This window comes from Streptomyces africanus (genome assembly GCF_030816955.1).
GTDB classification, from domain to species: Bacteria; Actinomycetota; Actinomycetes; order Streptomycetales; family Streptomycetaceae; genus Streptomyces; species Streptomyces africanus.
In genome coordinates, this window is sequence record NZ_JAUSYP010000001.1 from 2,941,702 (window position 1) to 2,959,575 (window position 17,874).

The following is a 17,874-nucleotide window of genomic DNA, read 5'->3' on the forward strand; positions in this document are numbered from 1 at the left end:
AGGGGAGCCGCATGTACGTCGGTATCGATGTGGGCACGTCCATGGTCAAGGCGGCGGCCTTCGACGACACGGGCCGGGAACTGGCCGTGTCGTCCCGCCCGGTGGACCTGACCCTGCACGGCGGGTTCGTCGAGCAGGACATGGACGAGGTGTACGGGGCGGTCGTCGCCGTGCTGGATGAGGTCACCGGGCGGGTCCGGGGGCCGGTCGAGCTCGCCGGGCTCACCGGGCAGGGCGACGGGGTGTGGCTGGTCGACGGGGAGGGGCGGCCGGTGCGGGCGGCGGCCTCCTGGATGGACGGGCGGGCGCACGAACTGGTCGACCGGTGGCTGGCCGACGGTACGTTCGAGACGGTGTTCCGGCGGACCGGCAGCGCGATGTTCCCGGGCTGCCCGGGGCCGCTGCTGGCCTGGCTGGACAGCAACGAACCGAAGGCGCTGGATGCCGCGAAGGCCGCCCTGTACTGCAAGGACATGGTGTTCCAGCGGCTGACGGGGGCGGGCCCGGCGACGGATGTGTCGGACGCCTCGATGCCGTTCCTGGACCCGCGCACCCGGACGTACGACAACCTGGTCGTGGAGCTGCTGGGGCTCACGCACCGGCGCGGGTTGCTCGCCCCGGTCAGCGACCCGGTCGCGACGGCCGAGGCGCGGGGCGAAGGCCTGCCGTCGGGCACGCGGATCGCGAACGGGCCGTACGATCTGCCGGCCTGCGCGCTGGGCGCCGGGGTCACGGCCCCCGGGGACGGTCTGCTGATCGTCGGCACCTGTCTGGCCAGTCTGGTCGCCACGACCGAGCTGGACCTGAGCGGCGAGCCCGCGGGCCTGTACATCTCCACGGACCGGCCCGGGCACTGGCTGCGCGCCATGCCCGCGATGGTCGGCACGGCGGCCCTGGACTGGGTGCTGTCGACGACGGGCGTGCGGCACGAGGAGGTGGACGGCCTGCTGGCGCAGACGCCGCCGGGCGCGAACGGCGTCCGCGTGCTGCCGTACTTCGCACCCTCCGGGGAACGGGCCCCCTTCGTCGAGCCCCGGCTGCGCGCCGAACTCACCGGTGTCTCCCTGGAGTCGACCCGGGGCGATCTGGTCCGCGCCACCTGCGAGGGCATCGGGTACGCCGCCCGGCACTGCCTGGAGGCGGCGGGCCTCGACGGGAATCTGGCCGTCTGCGGCGGCGGCACCCGCAGCCCCGCCTGGATGCGGCTGCTCGCCGATGTGCTCGGCCGGCCGCTGCGGGTCGTCGAGGGCGAGGTCGGCGCCCGGGGCGCGGTCCTCGCGGCGGCCGAGCGGTACGGGGTGCCCCTGGACGCGCGGGCGTGGACCCGGCCGACGGAGGTCGTCGAGCCGGACCCGGCCCGGGCGGCGTACTACACCAAGGGTTACGAGGAGCATCTGGTCCGGCTCGCGCAGGCGCGGGCCCGGGCCCGTACATGAATCCGCCTACCGGGAAAGGGAGTCGCATGCGGCTCGGACGGAGATCTCTGCTGCTCGCGGCGGCCGCGGGAACAGCCACAGCCGCCACAGCCGCCACGGCGGCGGCCGAACCCCGCAGGGGCCCGGTGGTCATCGGCCACCGCGGCGCGGCCGGCTGGCGCCCCGAGCACACGGCCGCCTCGTACACGTACGCCGTGCAGACGGGCGCCGACTGGATCGAACCGGACCTGGTGCCGACGAAGGACCATGTGCTGGTGGTCCGGCACGAGAACGAGATCTCCCAGACCACCGACGTGGCCCACCGGCCGGAGTTCGCCGGCCGCCGCACGACGAAGACGGTCGACGGCCGGTCCGTGACCGGATGGTTCACGGAGGACTTCACCCTCGCCGAGCTGAAGACGCTGCGGGCGGTGGAGCGGCTTCCGCAGGTCCGCAACCGCAACACGGTCTTCGACGGGCGCGAGGAGGTCATGACCTTCCAGGAGGTCGTCGCTCTGGCGCGGAAGCTGTCGAAGGCGCACGGCCGGACGATCGCGGTCTTCCCGGAGACGAAGCACCCGACGTACTTCCGGTCCATCGGCCTGCCGCTGGAGCCGAAGCTGGCGGCCGCGATCCGGCGGGCCCGGCTCGGCCCGCGCGAGTGCGTCGTGCAGTCCTTCGAGCCGACGAGCCTGCAGCGCATGACGGGCCTGGGCGTACCGCTGTGGCAGGCCCTGGGGACGACGGGCGGGCCGTACGACCTGGCCTCGTCCGGTGATCCGACGACCTACCGGGACATGATGACGCCGGCGGGCCTGGCCCGGATCGCGCGGTACGCGGACTGGATAGGCCCGGACAAGTCCTCGGTCGCCGGCACCTCACTCCTCGCGGACGCCCACGCGGCGCGCCTTCGCGTGGGGCCGTACACCTTCCGGGCGGAGAACCAGTTCCTGCCGGCGGACTTGCGACGGGGAACCGGACCGAACGATTTCGGGGACGCGTTCGCCGAATACGCGCTGTACTACCGCATGGGGGTCGATGCGGTCGTAACCGACTTCCCGGACCTGGCGGTGATGGCGAGGAGGGGCTGATGTTCTTCAGGGACAAGCACTGCCCGACCTGTGGCGGCAGCGGTACGCAGGTGTTCACACCGCTCAAGCCCGAGGAGAGAAAGGCGCTCGGGACGCACCGCACCGACCTGTGGCGCTGCACCGCCCCGGGCTGCCGGTGGTATCAGCCCTGGGGCCATCAGGCCGGCGGGGGCCGGCTCCCGGAGGAACTGCAGAACCCGGGAGCCGACGCCTCGGTGTGACCCAGGGCCCTAGAGGTTGGAGAAGTCCGGGCCCTTGGTGCGGGTGCGCTTGATCTCGTAGAAGCCGGGGACGGAGGCCACGGCGAGGGTGCCGTCCCAGAGGCGGGCGGCCTCCTCGCCCTTGGGGGCCGGGGTGACGACCGGGCCGAAGAAGGCGAGCTGCTCGCCGTCCGCGCCGGGCACGGCGATGACCGGGGTGCCGACCTCCTGGCCGACCTTGTCGATGCCCTCCTTGTGGGAGGCGCGCAGCTCGGGCTCGTACCGGGTGCCGTCCCAGTGCTCCATGAGGGACTCGGGCAGGCCCACGTCCTTCAGGGCGGCGGCGACGGTCTCCTTGCCGTGGCCCTCGCCCTGGTTGTGGATGCGGGTGCCGAGCGCGGTGTAGAGGTCGCCGAGCACCTCGGCGCCGTGCTCCTGCTGTGCGGCTATGGCGACCCGGACAGGGCCCCAGCCCGTCTCCAGCAGCTCGCGGTACCTCTCGGGCAGCTCGTCCAGCTTGTCCTCGTTGAGCACGGCGAGGCTCATGACGTGCCAGCGAACCTCGATGTCCCTGACCTTCTCCACCTCCAGCACCCAGCGGGAGGTCATCCACGCCCAGGGGCACAGCGGGTCGAACCAGAAGTCGACGGGGGTCTTGTCCGACATGTCTCTCCTCGTGAGGAAACCGTTTCCCCGGGAACGTCTCCGCTCGCCCGCTCATTCCCGGCTGCCTCGTGTCAGGGGCACGTGGCAGGATCGTGGCTGTTCAGCCGTATCCGACGACGCTTGAGGAGTTCCGCCCGTGCCCGGTGAGAATCTGTCCCGCGACGAGGCCCGCGAGCGGGCCGCCCTGATCGGCGTCGACGGGTACGAGGTGTCCCTCGACCTGCGGTCCGCGGTCGGTGAGGACGACACCGACGGGCCCCGCACGTTCCGGTCGGTCACGACCGTCCGGTTCCGCTGCAACGAGCCCGGTACGAGCACCTTCGCCGATCTGATCGCGCCGAGTGTGACGGCCGTCTCACTCAACGGCCGGGATCTGGACCCCGGCGAGGTCTTCGACGGCTCGCGGATCACGCTGGAGGACCTGGCCGCCGACAACGAGCTGGTGGTCGACGCGCAGTGCGCCTACTCCCGCACCGGCGAGGGGCTGCACCGCTTCGTCGACCCCGAGGACGGCGAGGTGTACCTGTACACGCAGTACGAGCCGGCCGACTCCCGCCGCGTCTTCGCGAACTTCGAGCAGCCGGACCTCAAGGCCCCGTTCCGCTTCGAGGTGCGGGCGCCGGAGGGCTGGACGGTGTGGAGCAACGGAGCGGGCGAACGGGCCGACGGGGTGTGGCGGTTCGCCGAGACCAAGCCGATCTCGACGTACATCACGTGTGTGGTGGCGGGCCCGTACCACTACGTGACCGACACGTACTCCCGTACGCTCGAGGACGGCACGACGCTGGAGATCCCCCTCGGCGCCCTGTGCCGCAAGGGCCTCGCGCCCCACTTCGACTCCGAGGACGTCTTCCTGGTCACCAAGCAGGGCCTGGACTTCTTCCACGACCACTTCGACTACCCGTACCCGTTCGGGAAGTACGACCAGGCGTTCGTGCCCGAGTACAACCTGGGCGCGATGGAGAACCCGGGTCTGGTCACCTTCCGGGAGGAGTTCATCTTCCGGGGCAAGGTGACGCAGGCGTCCTACGAGGGCCGGGCCAACGTCATCCTGCACGAGATGGCGCACATGTGGTTCGGCGACCTGGTCACCATGGAGTGGTGGGACGACCTGTGGCTGAAGGAGTCGTTCGCGGACTTCATGGGCGCGTTCTCACTGGTCGGCGCGACCCGCTTCGTCAACGGCTGGATCACCTTCGCCAACCGCCGCAAGTCCTGGGCCTACCGGGCCGACCAGCTGCCCTCCACGCACCCGATCACGGCGGACATCCGCGACCTCCAGGACGCCAAGCTGAACTTCGACGGCATCACGTACGCCAAGGGCGCGTCGGTGCTGAAGCAGCTCGTGGCGTACGTGGGCCAGGACGCGTTCCTGGAGGGCGCCCGGCGCTACTTCAAACGGCACGCGTACGGCAACACGCGCCTCGGTGACCTGCTGTCGGTGCTGGAGGAGACCAGCGGCCGGGACATGAGCGCCTGGGCGCGGTCCTGGCTCCAGACGGCCGGGGTGAACGCGCTGACCCCGCAGCTGCTGCTCGATCCGCAGGGCCGGATCGAGGAGCTGGCGGTGGTGCAGGAGGCGGCCGAGTCGCATCCGGAACTGCGCCCGCACCGGGTGGCGGCGGGCCTGTACCGGGCGACGGACAACGGGGCGGTCGAGCGGTACGCGCGCGCCGAGGTGGACGTCGACGGCCCGCGGACGGTCGTGGCGGAGCTGTCCGGCGCCGAGGCGCCCGACCTGGTCCTGGTCAACGACGACGACCTGACGTACTGCAAGATCCGTTTCGACGAGACCTCGCTGGCGACGCTGCGCGAGCACCTGGGGTCGGTGACCGATCCGCTGGCGCGTGCCCTGTGCTGGTCGGCGCTGTGGAACATGACGCGGGACGCGCTGCTCCCGGCGGGGGACTTCGTGGACCTGGTGCTGCGGTTCGCGGGAGGCGAGTCCGAGATCGGCGTGGTGCAGATGCTGCACGCGTGGGCCGAGTCCGCGGTCACACACTACGCGGCGCCCGCACGGCGGGAGACGACCGCCCGCCTCCTCGCCGAGGGCGCGCGGCGCGAGCTGTACGCGGCCGGGCCGGGCAGCGAGCACCAGCTGGCGTGGGCGCGGTTCTTCGCCCGGACGGCCACCGCCGATGCGGACTTCGAGCTCCTGAGTGACCTGCTGGCGGGCACGGCGTCGGTCGAGGGCCTCGACCTGGACCAGGAGCTGCGGTGGGTGTTCCTGGAGCCGCTGGCCGCGCACGGGGCGGTGGACGAGAAGGCGCTGGCCGAGGAGCTGGCCCGGGACGACACGGCCTCCGGCAAGCGCCACCAGGTGCGCTGCCTGGCGGCCCGGCCGTCGGCGGCGGTCAAGGCGCAGGCGTGGGCGCAGGTCGTGGAGTCGGACGCGCTGTCCAACGCCATGGTCGAGGCGACCATCGCGGGCTTCTCCCGGGGTTCGCAGCGGGAGTTGCTCGCGCCGTACGCGCAGAAGTACTTCGCGGCGATCGAGCGGGTGTGGGCCGAGCGGTCCATCCAGATCGGGATGCACGTGGTACAGGGCATGTTCCCCTCGTTCCAGCAGTCCCCGGAGACCCTCGCCGCCACGGACGCGTGGCTGGAGGCCCACCGGGAGGCGGCCCCGGCCCTGCGCCGGCTGGTGCTGGAGGCCCGGGACGACCTGGCGCGGGCGCTGCGCGCGCAGCAGTGCGACGAGGCCGCCGGCCAGTAGCTTTGGCCTGAGATCGGGGCGTTCCGCCATCGTTACGAGATGCGTGCCCCGCGAGCCGTAACCCCTGGTCCGCACCCGAACGGACCAGGGGCTTTCGGCATCCGAACACCCGTCCTTTAGGGCTGTGTTGTCCGTATTTGTCGACGGGCCTGTAACAGCGGTTAAAGACGGGTCGGAGCACGGGAAATTGCCGGTCATGACCCACAACACCCCGCTCTCCCCGCGCCCCCTGCACGACCTGTCCGGCCGCGGCCGGCTCCGTGTGATGACGGTTGCGCAGCTCCGCTCGCACGGCGTGACGACGTCCGCGACGAACGAGCAGTGCCGCCCCGGCGGACCCTGGCAGCAGCTCCTCCCGGGCGTCGTCCTGCTCCACCCGGGCCCGCCGACCAGCGAGGAGCGGCTGCACGCGGTGCTGATGTACGCGGCGCGCGAGCGCGGCACGGGTGTCCCCGCCCAGCCCGGCGCGGGCCGGGGCCACGCCCCCGCCCACCCGGAGGCGATGATCACCGGCCTGGCCGCCCTGACGCTGCACGGTTTCTCCTCCACTCCCCCGCTGCTGTCCCTGGACGCGATCGACGTCCTGGTCCCGCGGCTGCGCCGGCTGCGCTCGACGGGCTGCGCGCGCATCGTCCGCGGCGCCGCGCTGCCCGCCCCCGAGCAGGTCGCGGGCCTGCCGGTGGCCCCGGTCGCCCGCGCGCTGGCCGACGCGGTGGCCGACCTGACGGACGCCGGCATCGTGCGCCGGCTGATGACGGAGGCGGTGCGCGGCGCCCACTGCGAGCCGGCGGCGGTGGTGCGGGAGCTGAACCAGGCGCAGCTGCTGAGCCGCCCGCACGTGGTGGACGCGGTGGAGTCCCTGCTGGCCGAGAGCCGGGCGATCGCGGAGGACCGCCTGTACCGGATGGTGCGCGAGTACGGCCTGCCCGACCCGGCCTGGAACGTGGACCTGCGTCTGCCCGGCGGCCCCTACCTCGGCGGCCTGGACGCGTACTGGCCGGACCACGCGGTGGCGGTGGAGCTGGACACACGGGCGCCCCGGCAGGACGACGACGCCCCGTGGTCCGAGCACGCCCGCAAGCGGGAGCACCTGGAGCGCCTCGGCATCACGGTCGTCCACATCACGCCCAGGAAGCTCCGCGACAGTCCGGAACAGCAGGCGACGGTGGTCCGCACGGCCCTGATGGCCTCGGCCGACCGAGAACCGGCCGCGTATGTCGCGGTGCTGCCCCGGTAGTGACGGGCCGGGGGCAGGACCAGGAGGGGAGAGGAGGGGACGCCGGAGTCGCCGGCGGCCCCTCCCCGCACTCCGGCGGCGACTGATCATGATCTGTCGCGGCGGCAGCTTCGAACAAAAGGTGAGGGGAAACGCCCCGCCCGGCGCGAGGACCGCCGTTCGCTGCGGCAGGCAGGTGAATCTGTCAGACGGACGGCTTCGGACCGGATGCGCCGCTCGCGGAAGAGGGCCAGTGTCGAGCTGAGGCGAGGAGGCGTGATGGACCGAGGAGCCGGAGATCGGAGGGAGGGTGACACGCAAGGGCGACGAGGAGGGCCGGCGGACGACGCCGGGCTGGACCAGTTGCTCGTCCGCGCCGCCGACGGTGACGAGCAGGCCTTCGCCGAGCTGTACGACGCCCTGGCGCACACGGTGCTGGGACTGGCCTGCCGTGTGGTGGGGGACAAGGCCCAGGCGGAGGAGGTGACCCAGGACGTGATGGTGGAGGTGTGGCGGACCGCCGACCGGTTCCAGCCGGCGCGCGGAGCCGCCCGGAACTGGGTGCTCACCCTCGCGCACCGCCGCGCGGTGGACCGGGTACGGTCCGTCACCGCGGGCCGCGTCCGCGAGCTGCGCGCCGCGGTCATGGAGCAGGAACGGTCCTTCGACACCGTCGCCGAAGAGGTCGAGGTGCGGGAGGAGCAGCGCGCGGTCTTCCGCTGCCTGGCCCAGCTGGCCCGCGAGCTGAGGCTGCCGCTGGTGCTGGCCTACTACCAGGGGTTGACGTACGCGGAGGTCGCCGAGGCGCTCTCGACGCCGGCGGGAACCATCAAGTCGCGGATGCGCCAGGGGCTGCGGCGCCTGCACGACTGCATGGAGGCCGCATCGTGAACCTCACCGACGACCCCCACCTCGCAGTCGGAGCGTACGTGCTGCACGCGCTGCCGGCCGGTGAGGAGACCGTCTTCGAGAAGCACCTGACCGTGTGCGGCCCGTGCCGTCGGGAAGTCGATCAGCTGTCGGGTGCGGCCGTTCGGCTGGGGGCGGCCGAGACGAGCACACCCTCCGCGGACCTGCGCCGCCGCGTGCTCGACCAGATCGTCACCGTACGTCAGGGCCGGTCCGTCACAGGCGGGTCCCGGCGCCGACACCACCGGTGGCCTCCGAAGTCGGCGCTGGCGGCAGCCGTGGCGGCGGCCGTGGCCCTCGGAGGCGTCGCCTGGTGGCAGAGCTCCGAGGCCGACACCGCCCGCGAGCAGTCCGCGCAGGAGCGCGCCGAGTACCGGCAACTCGCCGATGTCCTCACTTCCCCCGACGCCACGATCAGCAGCAAGGAGCTCACGGGCGGCGGGACCGCGAGCGTGGTCGCCTCCCGGACGCGGGGCCGGTCCGCGCTCATCGCCTCCGGACTGCCGCAGCTCACCGGCGACCGGGTCTACGCACTCTGGTACGCCGAATCGGGACGGTACCGGCCGGCCGGACTGCTCTCCTCCGCGGGCGGACATGAGGCCTATGTCCTGGACGGGCGCCTCGAAGGGGCCACTGCCGTGTGTATCACCGTGGAACCGGCCGGCGGCTCCACCCAGCCCACCACCGACCCCATAGGCTTCATCTCCGTCCCCCGTTGACGATCACTGCTCGGCCACCGCCACGGCGGCCGCACACCCCCTCCCCACCGCCACGTCGTCGATCGCCCAGCCCGGCACCCGGCTGGGCCCGCGCGCGGAAGCGCCGAGATGGTCGCGGCGGAGGTCGCGTCCCAGTCCGATGCCGAGCCCTTTCAGATACGCCTCCTTGCGCGTCCACACACGGGCGAAGGCGGCCGGGCGCCGGTCGGGCGGACACGCGGCGAGTTCGGCGGCCTCCCGGGGATGCAGCGTCGCCGTGAGGGCGGAGACGACGTCGGAGGCGGGCAGCCGCTCGATGTCCGCGCCGACCGCTGTGTCCGCGAAGGCGAGAAGGCAGAGCCCTGCGGTACGGGAGACGGAGAAGCACAAGGGCACGCCGGGCACGTCGGGGCGGCCGTGCGGGGCCTGGCACCCGGGGCAGGGCCGCCGCACCAGCGGTACCTCCGACGGCTCGAGGCCGAGGTGGGCACCGAGGAGCATGCGCAGGCACACGTGGGCGACCCGGTAGCCGTCCCTGTCCGCCGCCCGGTGAAATGCCGCGGCCCGCGCCCTTTCCCCGCTGTCCAGCACCACGTCCGCGAGCGGGGCCACGGCGCCGCGGAGCTCCTCCACCCGGGCCAGCCACAGCCGGGGCCGACCGGGGCGGGGCGGCTCCGGAAGCCGGGTCCAGGCGGCGGGCGTGAGCCGTTCGGGACGCGGGACCGGTCTCGCGGGGAGGAGGCACACGGCAACGTCCGCCTTCAGTCGGAGGTGGCCCGCACGGCGCGGGTGTCTTCGATTCCGCCGGCGTACGACACCGGCGGGGCGAGCGCGTCGCCGCCGTACAGGGTTTGCACCCAGTTGCTCTGATAGATCGTGTCGAGGTAGCGCTCACCGAGGTCCGGGGCGATCGCGACGGGCGTGAGGCCCGGCGATCCATGCCGGGCGAGCCAGCTCGTCGCTCCGCTGACGACCGTGCCGGTCGAACCGCCGAACAGAAATCCCCGCCTCGCCAGGTTCTGACAGGTACGGATCGCATCGGCCTCCTCGACGCGGACCGCCTCGTCGACGTAACTCTCGTCGAGCAGGGGAGGCCGGAGGCTCATGCCCAGTCCGGGAATCATCCGCCGTCCGGGCGGGTCGCCGAAGATGGCGGAGCCGACACTGTCCACCGCGACGATCCGCACCGGCCGGTGCCAGGAGCGGAACCAGCGTGCGCAGCCCATCAGCGTGCCGGTCGTGCCGACACCGATGAACAGGACGTCCAGGTGCGGGAACCAGCGGGCGATGGCCGGGGCCGTCCTGAAGTAGTGCGCCCTCCAGTTGTCGGGGTTGGTGTACTGACTCAGCCACACATAACGGTCGTCCGCGGCGCACAGATCGCGCAGGTGCGCCAGCCGCGCGCCCAGGAGACCGCCCGTGGCGTGCTCGTCGGAGACGACGTGGACCTGGCTTCCCAAAGCCTCCATCATCAGCCGGGTGGCCAGGTTGCACCGGGAGTCCGTCACGCAGACGAAGCGGTAGCCCTTGCTCGCAGCGATCATGCTCAACGCGACGCCCAGATTGCCGGAGGAGGACTCGATCAGGATCGAGTCCCGCCTGAGGGTCCCGCTCCGCTCGGCGGACTCCACCATCTCGGTCGCGGCCTTCAGCTTGATGGAACCGGCGAAGTTGAAGCCCTCGCACTTGAGGAAGAGCCGGTGTCCCGTGATCGGCTCGAGGTCGACGTACAGGTCCTCCTCGTTGAAGGCTTGGGGTACGGATATGACTGGCACGATGTTCTCCTCGTCCGGAGCCGGACGGTGGACGGGGTGCCGTCCTCAGCCGTGTCGGCTCAGTTCGTGAAAGAAGTGGTCGATGACCTGCAGTCCTCCGGAGCGGGCCACTTCGTCGTAGACGTAGGAGCCGACCGCGAGGTCCAGCACGCCCAGGCCGAACGGCGAGAAGACCGCCGGACGGTCGGGCGGGACCGTCACGCGGCCGGCCATCACGTCGTCGAGCGTGCCGAGCAGGAAGTCGCGGTTGCCGGTGAGGCGTTCGGTGAGGTGCGGCGAGGTGGCGGCCCTGAGGCAGTGGTCGATGTCGTCGACGACGTTGGTCGCGCTGAGCAGCACCTGCGGCGCGAGGTCGCGCAGTGACACGTGCAGCACCACCGGGTTGTGCCGGAACCACGACGGCTCGGTGATGTGCGGCCGGTCGGCGACCGTGGCGAAGACGATCAGATCGCTGAGCCGGATCAGCTCCTCGGCGCTGCGGTGCACGGTGACGCGTCCGACGGCCCCGGACTGCTCCAGGTAGGTGCGGAAGCCGGCAGCGCTGTCGGGGGACAGATCATGCACACCGATGGCGTCGAAGGACCATCCGGTGCCCTCCAGGTACGTGTGGATGTAACGGGCGATCAGACCCGCCCCGACGAACCCCAGGCGGGTGGGGCGGGGCCGTCCCCTGCTGAGCCGGTCGGCGGCCGACGCGGCGGACGCCGCGGTCCTGGCGGCGCTGATGATCGAGCTCTCCATGCAGGCGAACGGGTAGCCGGTGGTGGGGTCGTTGAGGATGAGGACGGCTGACGCCCGGGGGATGCCCGAGGCGACGTTGGCGGGGAAGCTGGAGATCCACTTCAGTCCGTCCACCCGGCCCTCGCCGCCGAGCGAGGCGGGCAGGGCGATGATCCGTGACGTCGGCCGGTCGGGGAAGCGCAGGAAGGAGGACGGCGGGTTGACCGTGCGGCCGGCGCCGTGCAGGCGGTACGTCGCCTCGACGACCTCCACCACGGTCTTCTCCCGGCCCTGGAGCACTTCCTTGACCTGGTTTCCGGGGACGACGGCGAAGGACGGCACGGCCGGGGTGTCCGTCCGGGCTGTCTGCGATGCGGTGTGCAGGGTGGTCATGCCGCTTCCCTCCCCGTCCGCGGTTCCGGAAGGCCGGGGCGCACGGGGTCGGCCATCGCCACCACGATGTCCCGAGGCCCCCGGTACGCCTCCCGGCTGTGCGCGGTGCGGATGTTGTCCACGAGCATCAGGTCCCCGCGCTGCCAGGGCCGGCGTGCGGTGTGGGCTTCGTACGTCTTGTTGATCTGCTCGACGACGTCCGGGGGCACCGGATCGCCGTTGCCGTAGCGGGTGTTGAAGGGCAGCCCGTCCGGTCCGTACTCCTCGATCAGGAACTCCCTGACCTCGGGTGCCATCGTCCACTCGTTCAGGAACGCGATCTGGTTGAACCAGCAGTGCCGGCCGGAGACCGGGTGCCGCACGACGGCGGGCCGGTGCTGGCGCGTCCGCAGCGAACCGTCCGGCTGCCAGGACCAGTCGATCGCGTGGGCACGGCAGTAGGCCTCGACCGCGCCGCGGTCGTCGGTGCCGAAGGACTGACCGAGCGTCGCGCCGATCCCCTCGTTGTAGGCCCTGTCGAGCAGCCAGCCCTCCCGGGCAAAACGGTCGACGAGTTCGGCGGGCAGCGCGTGCAGCACCTCGGTGGCGTCGGCCACCGCGGTGGCACCGCCTTCGACGGGCGGCTCCAGACACGCGAACATCAGCAGGCCGGGACACTCGAAGGCGTAGCTGAGTTCGTGGTGCATGCACATGGGCTGGTTGGGCGGCCACGCCGAGGACGAGTAGACGCCGTCCGCGTGGCGGTCGCGGGCGGCGAACGCCTCGCGTTCGGCCACGGGGCGCTCGGCCACCTGGCGCAGGACCGACTCGACGTCGGCCGGGGTGCGCAGGCCGAGGCCCCGGACGACGAGCGCTCCCCGCTCGGCGACGAGTTCACGCAGCGCGTTCCGCCGGCCGGCCGCCCAGGCCGCCGCGTCCGTGGCGTCCTGGGTGTCCTGGGTGTCTGCGGCATCGAGTACCGGAAGGCCGTCCGGAGGCGGTGCCGTGGTGGCCCTGTTCTTGCGGAAGAGTGCCGACAGCATGGGGATCTCCTCTCGTACTCCGCGTGTCCGTCACGGTTCTCCGCCGGTCCGGCTGTCGATCAACTGGGCCAGGTCGGCCAGTACGGGGCGGTCGGCGAGGTCGCGCGGGGAGATCGCCCGGCCCAGCGAGACCGCGAGCCGTACCGCCGACAGGGAGGTGCCGCCCAGGTCGAAGAAGTTGTCGTCCCGGCGGATCCGTCCGGGCGGCAGGCCGAGTTCCGCCTCCCATTGCGCCGCGAGCCGCCGTTCGGCCGGCGTCCGCGGGGCGCCCTGGGCCTCCCGGGCCGGACCGAGATCCTCGGCGAGCGCCGCGAGCGCCTTGCGGTCGGTCTTGCCGTTGGCTGTGAGCGGCAGGCGGTCGAGCTGGTGGAAGGACGCCGGGATCATGTACGCGGGGAGCAGGTCCGCGAGCCGTTCCCGCAGGTCCTCGGCGGTCACCGCACCCGCGCTCGTGCAGAAGGCTGCCAGCTGGCGGCCGTGCCCCTCCGCGCCGGTGACCACGACCGCGCAGTCCGTGACACCGGGCACGCGCAGCAGCGCGTTCTCGACCTCGCCGATCTCGACCCGGAAGCCCCGGATCTTCACCTGTGCGTCCCGGCGGCCGAGGAACTCCAGTTTCCCGTCGGGCCGCCAGCGGCCGAAGTCTCCCGCGCGGTAGAGCCGTCGGCCGGGGCGGTGAGGGTCGGGCAGGTAGGCGAGACTGGTGCGTTCGGCGTCGTTGACGTAGCCGCGACCGACGCACACCCCGGAGAAGACGATGGCGCCGGGCGCCCCGAGCGGAACCGGGAGCAGGTTGTCGTCGACGACGTACTGGTACACGTTGGCGATGGGCCGGCCGAGCGGGATCCGGTCGGTGCCGGGCGCCCGGTCCATCACCTCGTGGTTGGTGTCGTCGGACGTCTCGGTCAGTCCGTAGGCGTTGACCAGTCGTACGGCGGGACCGGTGGCAAACCACCGCTGGACCAGCTCCCCCCGCAGGGCCTCACCGGTGACGGACACGCACCGCAGTTCCGGCAGATCCCGGGGGCGGCGTTCCAGGGCGGACAGGATGACGTCGAGGTAGGACGGCACCAGTTGCAGGACGTTGACGCGGCCCTCGGTGATCGTGTCCAGGAACCGGTCCGCGTCGAGGATGGCGTCCTGCTCGACCAGCAGGGTCCGTCCGCCCGTCAGCAGCCCCGCGAGCAACTGCCACAGCGAGATGTCGAAGCACTGCGAGGCCGTCTGCGCCACCACGGTGCCCTCGCCGATACCCAGATCGTCGATCTTGGCGAACAGGTGGTTCAGCAGGCCGGCGTGCTCGCACATGGCGCCCTTCGGCTCCCCGGTGGAGCCGGAGGTGAAGAAGACGTACGCGAGCCGGTCCGCCGGTATGTCCAGGCCGAGGTCCGTGCCGTCGGTGGCCCGGTCGGTGACGTCCGGGACGAGCAGCCGCCGGGTCCCGGGGAGCGATGCGAGCGCCCGGTCCAGCTGCCCGGTGCTGTCCGGTTCGGTGAGGACGTACAAGCAGCCGGCCCGGGTGAGCATCGCGGCGATACGGCCGGGCGGGTGACGCGGGTCGACGGGCAGGTACACGCCGCCTGCCTTGAGGACACCGAGGACGGCGGCCGCCCAGTGGAGGTCGCGCTCGGTCACCACGGCGACCGTGTCCTCGGGTCCGAGCCCCTCGGCCAGCAGGGCGCGGGCCAGCCGGTTGGCCCGGGTGTTGAGGTCCGCGTACGTCCGGCTGCGGCCCTGGTGGACCACGGCGACGGCGTCCGGAGCCTTGCGCACCCGCTCCTCGAACAGCTCGTGGGGCCGGAGGTCCGGCAGCGCACGGTGCGGCCCCGCCAGCCCGTCGAGCTGGAACCGGACCTCGTCCGCGGACAGCAGGCTGCGCCGGTCATGGGGGGCGTCGGGATCGGCGGCGATCGCCTCCAGTGCGGCGAGGTGGTATCCCCCGATCCGCGCGGCACAGTCCGCGTCCAGCAGGTCCGTCCGGTGACGCAGGCGCAGTACGAGCCGGCCGCCCTCCTCGCCCGCCGAGACGCCGAGGAGCAGGCTGCCGTCCGCCGGGACGGTGACCTCCTGCCCGGCCGGGGCGAACACCGCTTCGGCTCCGGCCGCGGACGGTGAGCCGGTCCCGGGCGACGGCACCGCCGCCTCGGCCCGCCGGGCTTCCCGTACCAGCCGGCGCCAGGTGCCGGGCCCGACCGTCAGCTCGAAGGGCAGCGGCCCGGTCCGGCCGGGGAGCAGACAGCCGCTGCGCACGTCCGGATCGCCGGAGAGCAGGGCGAGCACCTTCGCGTGTGCCGCGAGGAGGATCGCGGTGAGCGGCACGCCGAGTTCACGGGCCCGCCCGCGCAGGGCCGCCGTCAGGTCGTGGGGGACGCTCCTGACGTGCTCCCCGGTGCCGGGCACCGGCTCCTTCGCCCATCGGGGCAGGGCCGTGAAGCCGCCCTCGGCCCTGCTGTCGCTTCCGGGGACGCGGGCGTCGGTCGCTGTCGCTGCCATCACCGCACACCTCCGCTTTCGTCGAGGGGACGGGCCGGATTCCCCGCCCAGCGGGCGTTCCCGGGAACCGTCTCGCCCTTCATGAGGAAGGAGTCCGCCGCAAGCACGGCACCGTCACCGACCGTCACTCCGTAGTGCACGAGCGCTCCGACGCCGACGGTGCAGCCGGCGCCGAGCGCGCTGCGGTCCGACTTGAACGTGCCGTCCTCCTGGGAGTGGCACTGCAGGACACTGCCCGAGTTGAGGGTGCAGTCGTCCCCGATGGTGACCATGGGGCGCTCCGTCATGTGGCAGCCGTCGTCGAAGACCCGCGCCCCGATCCGGACGCCCAGCAGGCGCCATACGACGGTCTTGAACGGGGTGCCGTCGAGGAGGTGCAGATAGGTCTCGGACGGGACCTTCCAGTACCGCTCACGGCGCCAGAAGCGGCGGTCGTAGATCGAGCAGAACAACGGCTCCGGTGGGTGCGCGGCGATGACGGCCCGCTCGAGGAGGGACGTAGTACAGGAAGGTGAACGGCAGCAGGGCGGCGTTGGCGAGTGCGAGGGCCACGGTGCCCCACGCGGGGTACCGGCTCGCGGCGAACGCGAAGAGCAGGGTGACGCAGAAGAAGAACAGCCATCCCGTGAGCAGATGGCATGTCATGGTGACGGCGTTGTGCCGGTTCTTGGCCGCGAGGCGCCGGCGCAGGCCGGTCCCGTCCGTGAGCTCGTCGAAGGTGCTGTCCCGCGCCACCGACCGCGGGATCTCGAAGCAGGGGGAGCCGAGAAGTCCCACGTCGTGCCGGATCGGTCCGCTGACGGGGACCGCCACCTTGGTGGCGAGGAGGCAGTTGTCGCCGGTCCGGCCGCCGGCGGGGTAGGCGACCCGGTTGCCGACGAAGTTGTGCGCCCCGATCGCGGTCGGCGACAACCGGAAGGATGTGCTGGAGTACTCGGCGTTCATCAGGGACAGTCCGTCCGCGACCATGGTCCCGGTGCCGACCCTGCTCAGGTAGGGGCTCTCGTGCTTGACCGCTGTGCCGAAGTTCGAGCCGGTCTGCTCCACGGGAGTCAGGCGATAGCCGATCCAGCGCAGGTAGTGCACGATGCAGGAGCTGTCGCCGAACAGGCGCGTCAGGAATTTCCTGTTCGTCATCAGGACGATCGTCCGGTGCACGGAGTGGTGGAAACCGAAGAGCGGGTAGGTCCGGCCGGGCCGGACGAGGGCGCCCAGCAGCCGTGGGACGGTGGCCAGGACCACCAGGGCGGCGATCACACCGCCGAAGAAGACCACGGCCGTGACCACCAGCAGGTCGGCGAGGAGCACCGTGGCCCCGCCCTTCACCACCGCGGATCCCTCCAGCACCCGGGAGAGCAGCACGTCCAGGCAGCCCACCGCCAGCGGCACGTACACCAGCAGCACCGTGAGCACCAGCAGGGTGCCGTGGACCGCTCGCCGTGCGGTGCCGCACCGGGCGGGCTCCACCTCCTGGAAGTCGTGGTCCGCGGGCTGGGCCGGAGAGCCCTGCCAGTGTTCGCCGTCGGGGACCGCCTGGCCGGTGTGCAGGGAGGACGCGTGCCCGAGCCGGGATGCGTCGCCGAGCCGGGTCCCGATGTCCAGCACGGTCACCTCACCGACGACCGCGCCCCGGCCGAGGGTGACCGGCCCTGTCTGGATCACCCCGCCGGCCGCGTTGTAGCAGCTCATCAGCGCGTCCTTGCGGACGAGCGTGCCGTCACCGACGGTCAGCAGATCGGTGCAGACGGGGGCGGAGCGCGAAAGAATCGTCACTCCTCTGCCGATCCGCGCGCCCAGGGCCCGCAGGAAGAGAGGGTAGAGCGGCGACCCGGCGAACAGGATCAGCGGGCTCGACCGGATCAGTGTCTTGACCAGCCAGAACCGGAAGTAGGTGAGGCTCCAGACGCGAAACCGGCGTGGTGTGAACCGGCCGAACAGCAGCCACTTGGCGATCACGGGCAGGACACACAGCACGAGGAGCAGCGCGGCGCCGAACACGACGCTCCGCAGGTAGGCGTCGAGCGGGTGCGTAGACGCGGAGATCCATTCGTAGCCCTGGGCGGTGACGGCGGCGACGAGGAACGCGTAGCCGAGAAAGGCCAGAAGCTGGAGTGCCCCACAGAGCACGCGGTGGGGGCGGCCCGTCGGCGGCGCCGGTGCCGGGGCCTCGGCCTGTCCCCTGGGCAGGTCCGGCGGGGCGGGCATCTCGGATTCGGGTGGCGGCGGGGTGCTGTCGAGCAGTGCGACCGCGAGGCTGCGGGCGGTCGGATGCCGGTAGACGTCGCGCATCGACACCGGTGGCAGGTCCGGCCGGTTCCTCACCCGCGCGCAGAAGTGCGCCATCACCAGGGAGTCGGCGCCGAGATCATCGAAGAAGTTGCTGTCGAGCGGCACCTCGTCCAGATGGGCGACATCCGCCAGCAGCGCGGCGAGCCGCTCCGCCGCGGCGGATACCGCGGGATGTGGCGGCGCTTCGCAGGGCCGGGCTCCCTCCATGACGGCCCTGGCCGCTTCCTGGAGTTGCTGTCCCTTCATGAGGAGGACCCCCTCGGCTGCGACT

The 17,874-nt window shown here is 72.1% G+C and carries 13 protein-coding genes and 1 pseudogene; 7 read left to right on the forward strand and 7 right to left on the reverse strand.

Annotation, left to right across the window (positions count from 1 at the left end):
* The first annotated feature begins 11 nt into the window (after positions 1-11).
* Genes QF034_RS13605 through QF034_RS13615 form a run of 3 tightly spaced genes read left to right on the forward strand, consistent with a single transcriptional unit; the run spans position 12 to position 2,727 of the window.
* Positions 12-1,436 (forward strand): FGGY-family carbohydrate kinase, encoded by a 1,425-nt coding sequence (locus QF034_RS13605; protein WP_307175198.1) that lies wholly within the window; start codon positions 12-14, stop codon positions 1,434-1,436.
* 26 nt (positions 1,437-1,462) lie between these two features.
* A complete protein-coding gene (locus QF034_RS13610) occupies positions 1,463-2,506 on the forward strand; it encodes a glycerophosphodiester phosphodiesterase family protein (RefSeq protein WP_307175199.1) in 1,044 nt (347 codons plus the stop codon).
* The gene (locus QF034_RS13615; RefSeq protein WP_086562740.1) at positions 2,506-2,727 is read left to right on the forward strand and encodes a hypothetical protein; all 222 of its coding nucleotides are present in this window, start codon (positions 2,506-2,508) and stop codon (positions 2,725-2,727) included. The genes QF034_RS13610 and QF034_RS13615 overlap by 1 nt, the downstream gene beginning before the upstream one ends.
* A gap of 9 nt (positions 2,728-2,736) precedes the next feature.
* On the opposite strand, the gene QF034_RS13620 is transcribed toward QF034_RS13615, so the two are convergent.
* The gene (locus tag QF034_RS13620) at positions 2,737-3,372 is read right to left on the reverse strand and encodes a mycothiol-dependent nitroreductase Rv2466c family protein (protein ID WP_307175200.1); all 636 of its coding nucleotides are present in this window, start codon (positions 3,370-3,372) and stop codon (positions 2,737-2,739) included.
* 136 nt (positions 3,373-3,508) lie between these two features.
* On the opposite strand from QF034_RS13620, the gene pepN reads away from it, so the two are divergent.
* From pepN to QF034_RS13640, 4 genes are all read left to right on the forward strand, one after another.
* A complete protein-coding gene (gene pepN, locus QF034_RS13625) occupies positions 3,509-6,088 on the forward strand; it encodes an aminopeptidase N (RefSeq protein ID WP_307175201.1) in 2,580 nt (859 codons plus the stop codon).
* A 196-nt stretch (positions 6,089-6,284) separates the two neighbouring features.
* Positions 6,285-7,325 (forward strand): hypothetical protein, encoded by a 1,041-nt coding sequence (locus tag QF034_RS13630; protein WP_307175202.1) that lies wholly within the window; start codon positions 6,285-6,287, stop codon positions 7,323-7,325.
* Positions 7,326-7,583: 258 nt separating this feature from the next.
* Complete coding sequence (gene sigK / locus QF034_RS13635; RefSeq protein ID WP_307175203.1) at positions 7,584-8,195, forward strand: ECF RNA polymerase sigma factor SigK; 612 nt, start codon at positions 7,584-7,586, stop codon at positions 8,193-8,195.
* Positions 8,192-8,932 carry an anti-sigma factor gene (locus QF034_RS13640; protein WP_307175204.1) on the forward strand — a complete coding sequence of 247 codons (741 nt, stop codon included), beginning with the start codon at positions 8,192-8,194 and terminating at the stop codon, positions 8,930-8,932. Before sigK ends, QF034_RS13640 begins: the two co-directional genes overlap by 4 nt.
* A gap of 3 nt (positions 8,933-8,935) precedes the next feature.
* Here the strand turns inward: QF034_RS13640 and QF034_RS13645 are convergent, their stop codons facing one another.
* From QF034_RS13645 to QF034_RS13670, 6 genes and pseudogenes are all read right to left on the reverse strand, one after another.
* Complete coding sequence (locus QF034_RS13645; protein ID WP_307175205.1) at positions 8,936-9,544, reverse strand: 4'-phosphopantetheinyl transferase family protein; 609 nt, start codon at positions 9,542-9,544, stop codon at positions 8,936-8,938.
* Positions 9,545-9,672: 128 nt separating this feature from the next.
* Entirely contained in the window at positions 9,673-10,686 is a 1,014-nt protein-coding gene (gene sbnA, locus QF034_RS13650; RefSeq protein WP_307175206.1) for a 2,3-diaminopropionate biosynthesis protein SbnA, read from the reverse strand.
* Positions 10,687-10,731: 45 nt separating this feature from the next.
* Positions 10,732-11,799, reverse strand: a complete 1,068-nt coding sequence (gene sbnB, locus QF034_RS13655) for a 2,3-diaminopropionate biosynthesis protein SbnB (RefSeq protein ID WP_307175207.1) — start codon at positions 11,797-11,799, stop codon at positions 10,732-10,734.
* Positions 11,796-12,821: a TauD/TfdA family dioxygenase gene (locus QF034_RS13660; protein ID WP_307175208.1), complete on the reverse strand. Its 1,026-nt coding sequence runs from the start codon at positions 12,819-12,821 to the stop codon at positions 11,796-11,798. The genes sbnB and QF034_RS13660 overlap by 4 nt, the downstream gene beginning before the upstream one ends.
* Before the next feature lie 30 nt (positions 12,822-12,851).
* Positions 12,852-15,314, reverse strand: a complete 2,463-nt coding sequence (locus QF034_RS13665; RefSeq protein ID WP_307175209.1) for a non-ribosomal peptide synthetase — start codon at positions 15,312-15,314, stop codon at positions 12,852-12,854.
* Positions 15,314-17,810 (reverse strand): annotated as a pseudogene (locus QF034_RS13670) (Pls/PosA family non-ribosomal peptide synthetase). The gene QF034_RS13665 and the pseudogene QF034_RS13670 overlap by 1 nt, the downstream one beginning before the upstream one ends.
* Positions 17,811-17,874: the final 64 nt, after the last annotated feature.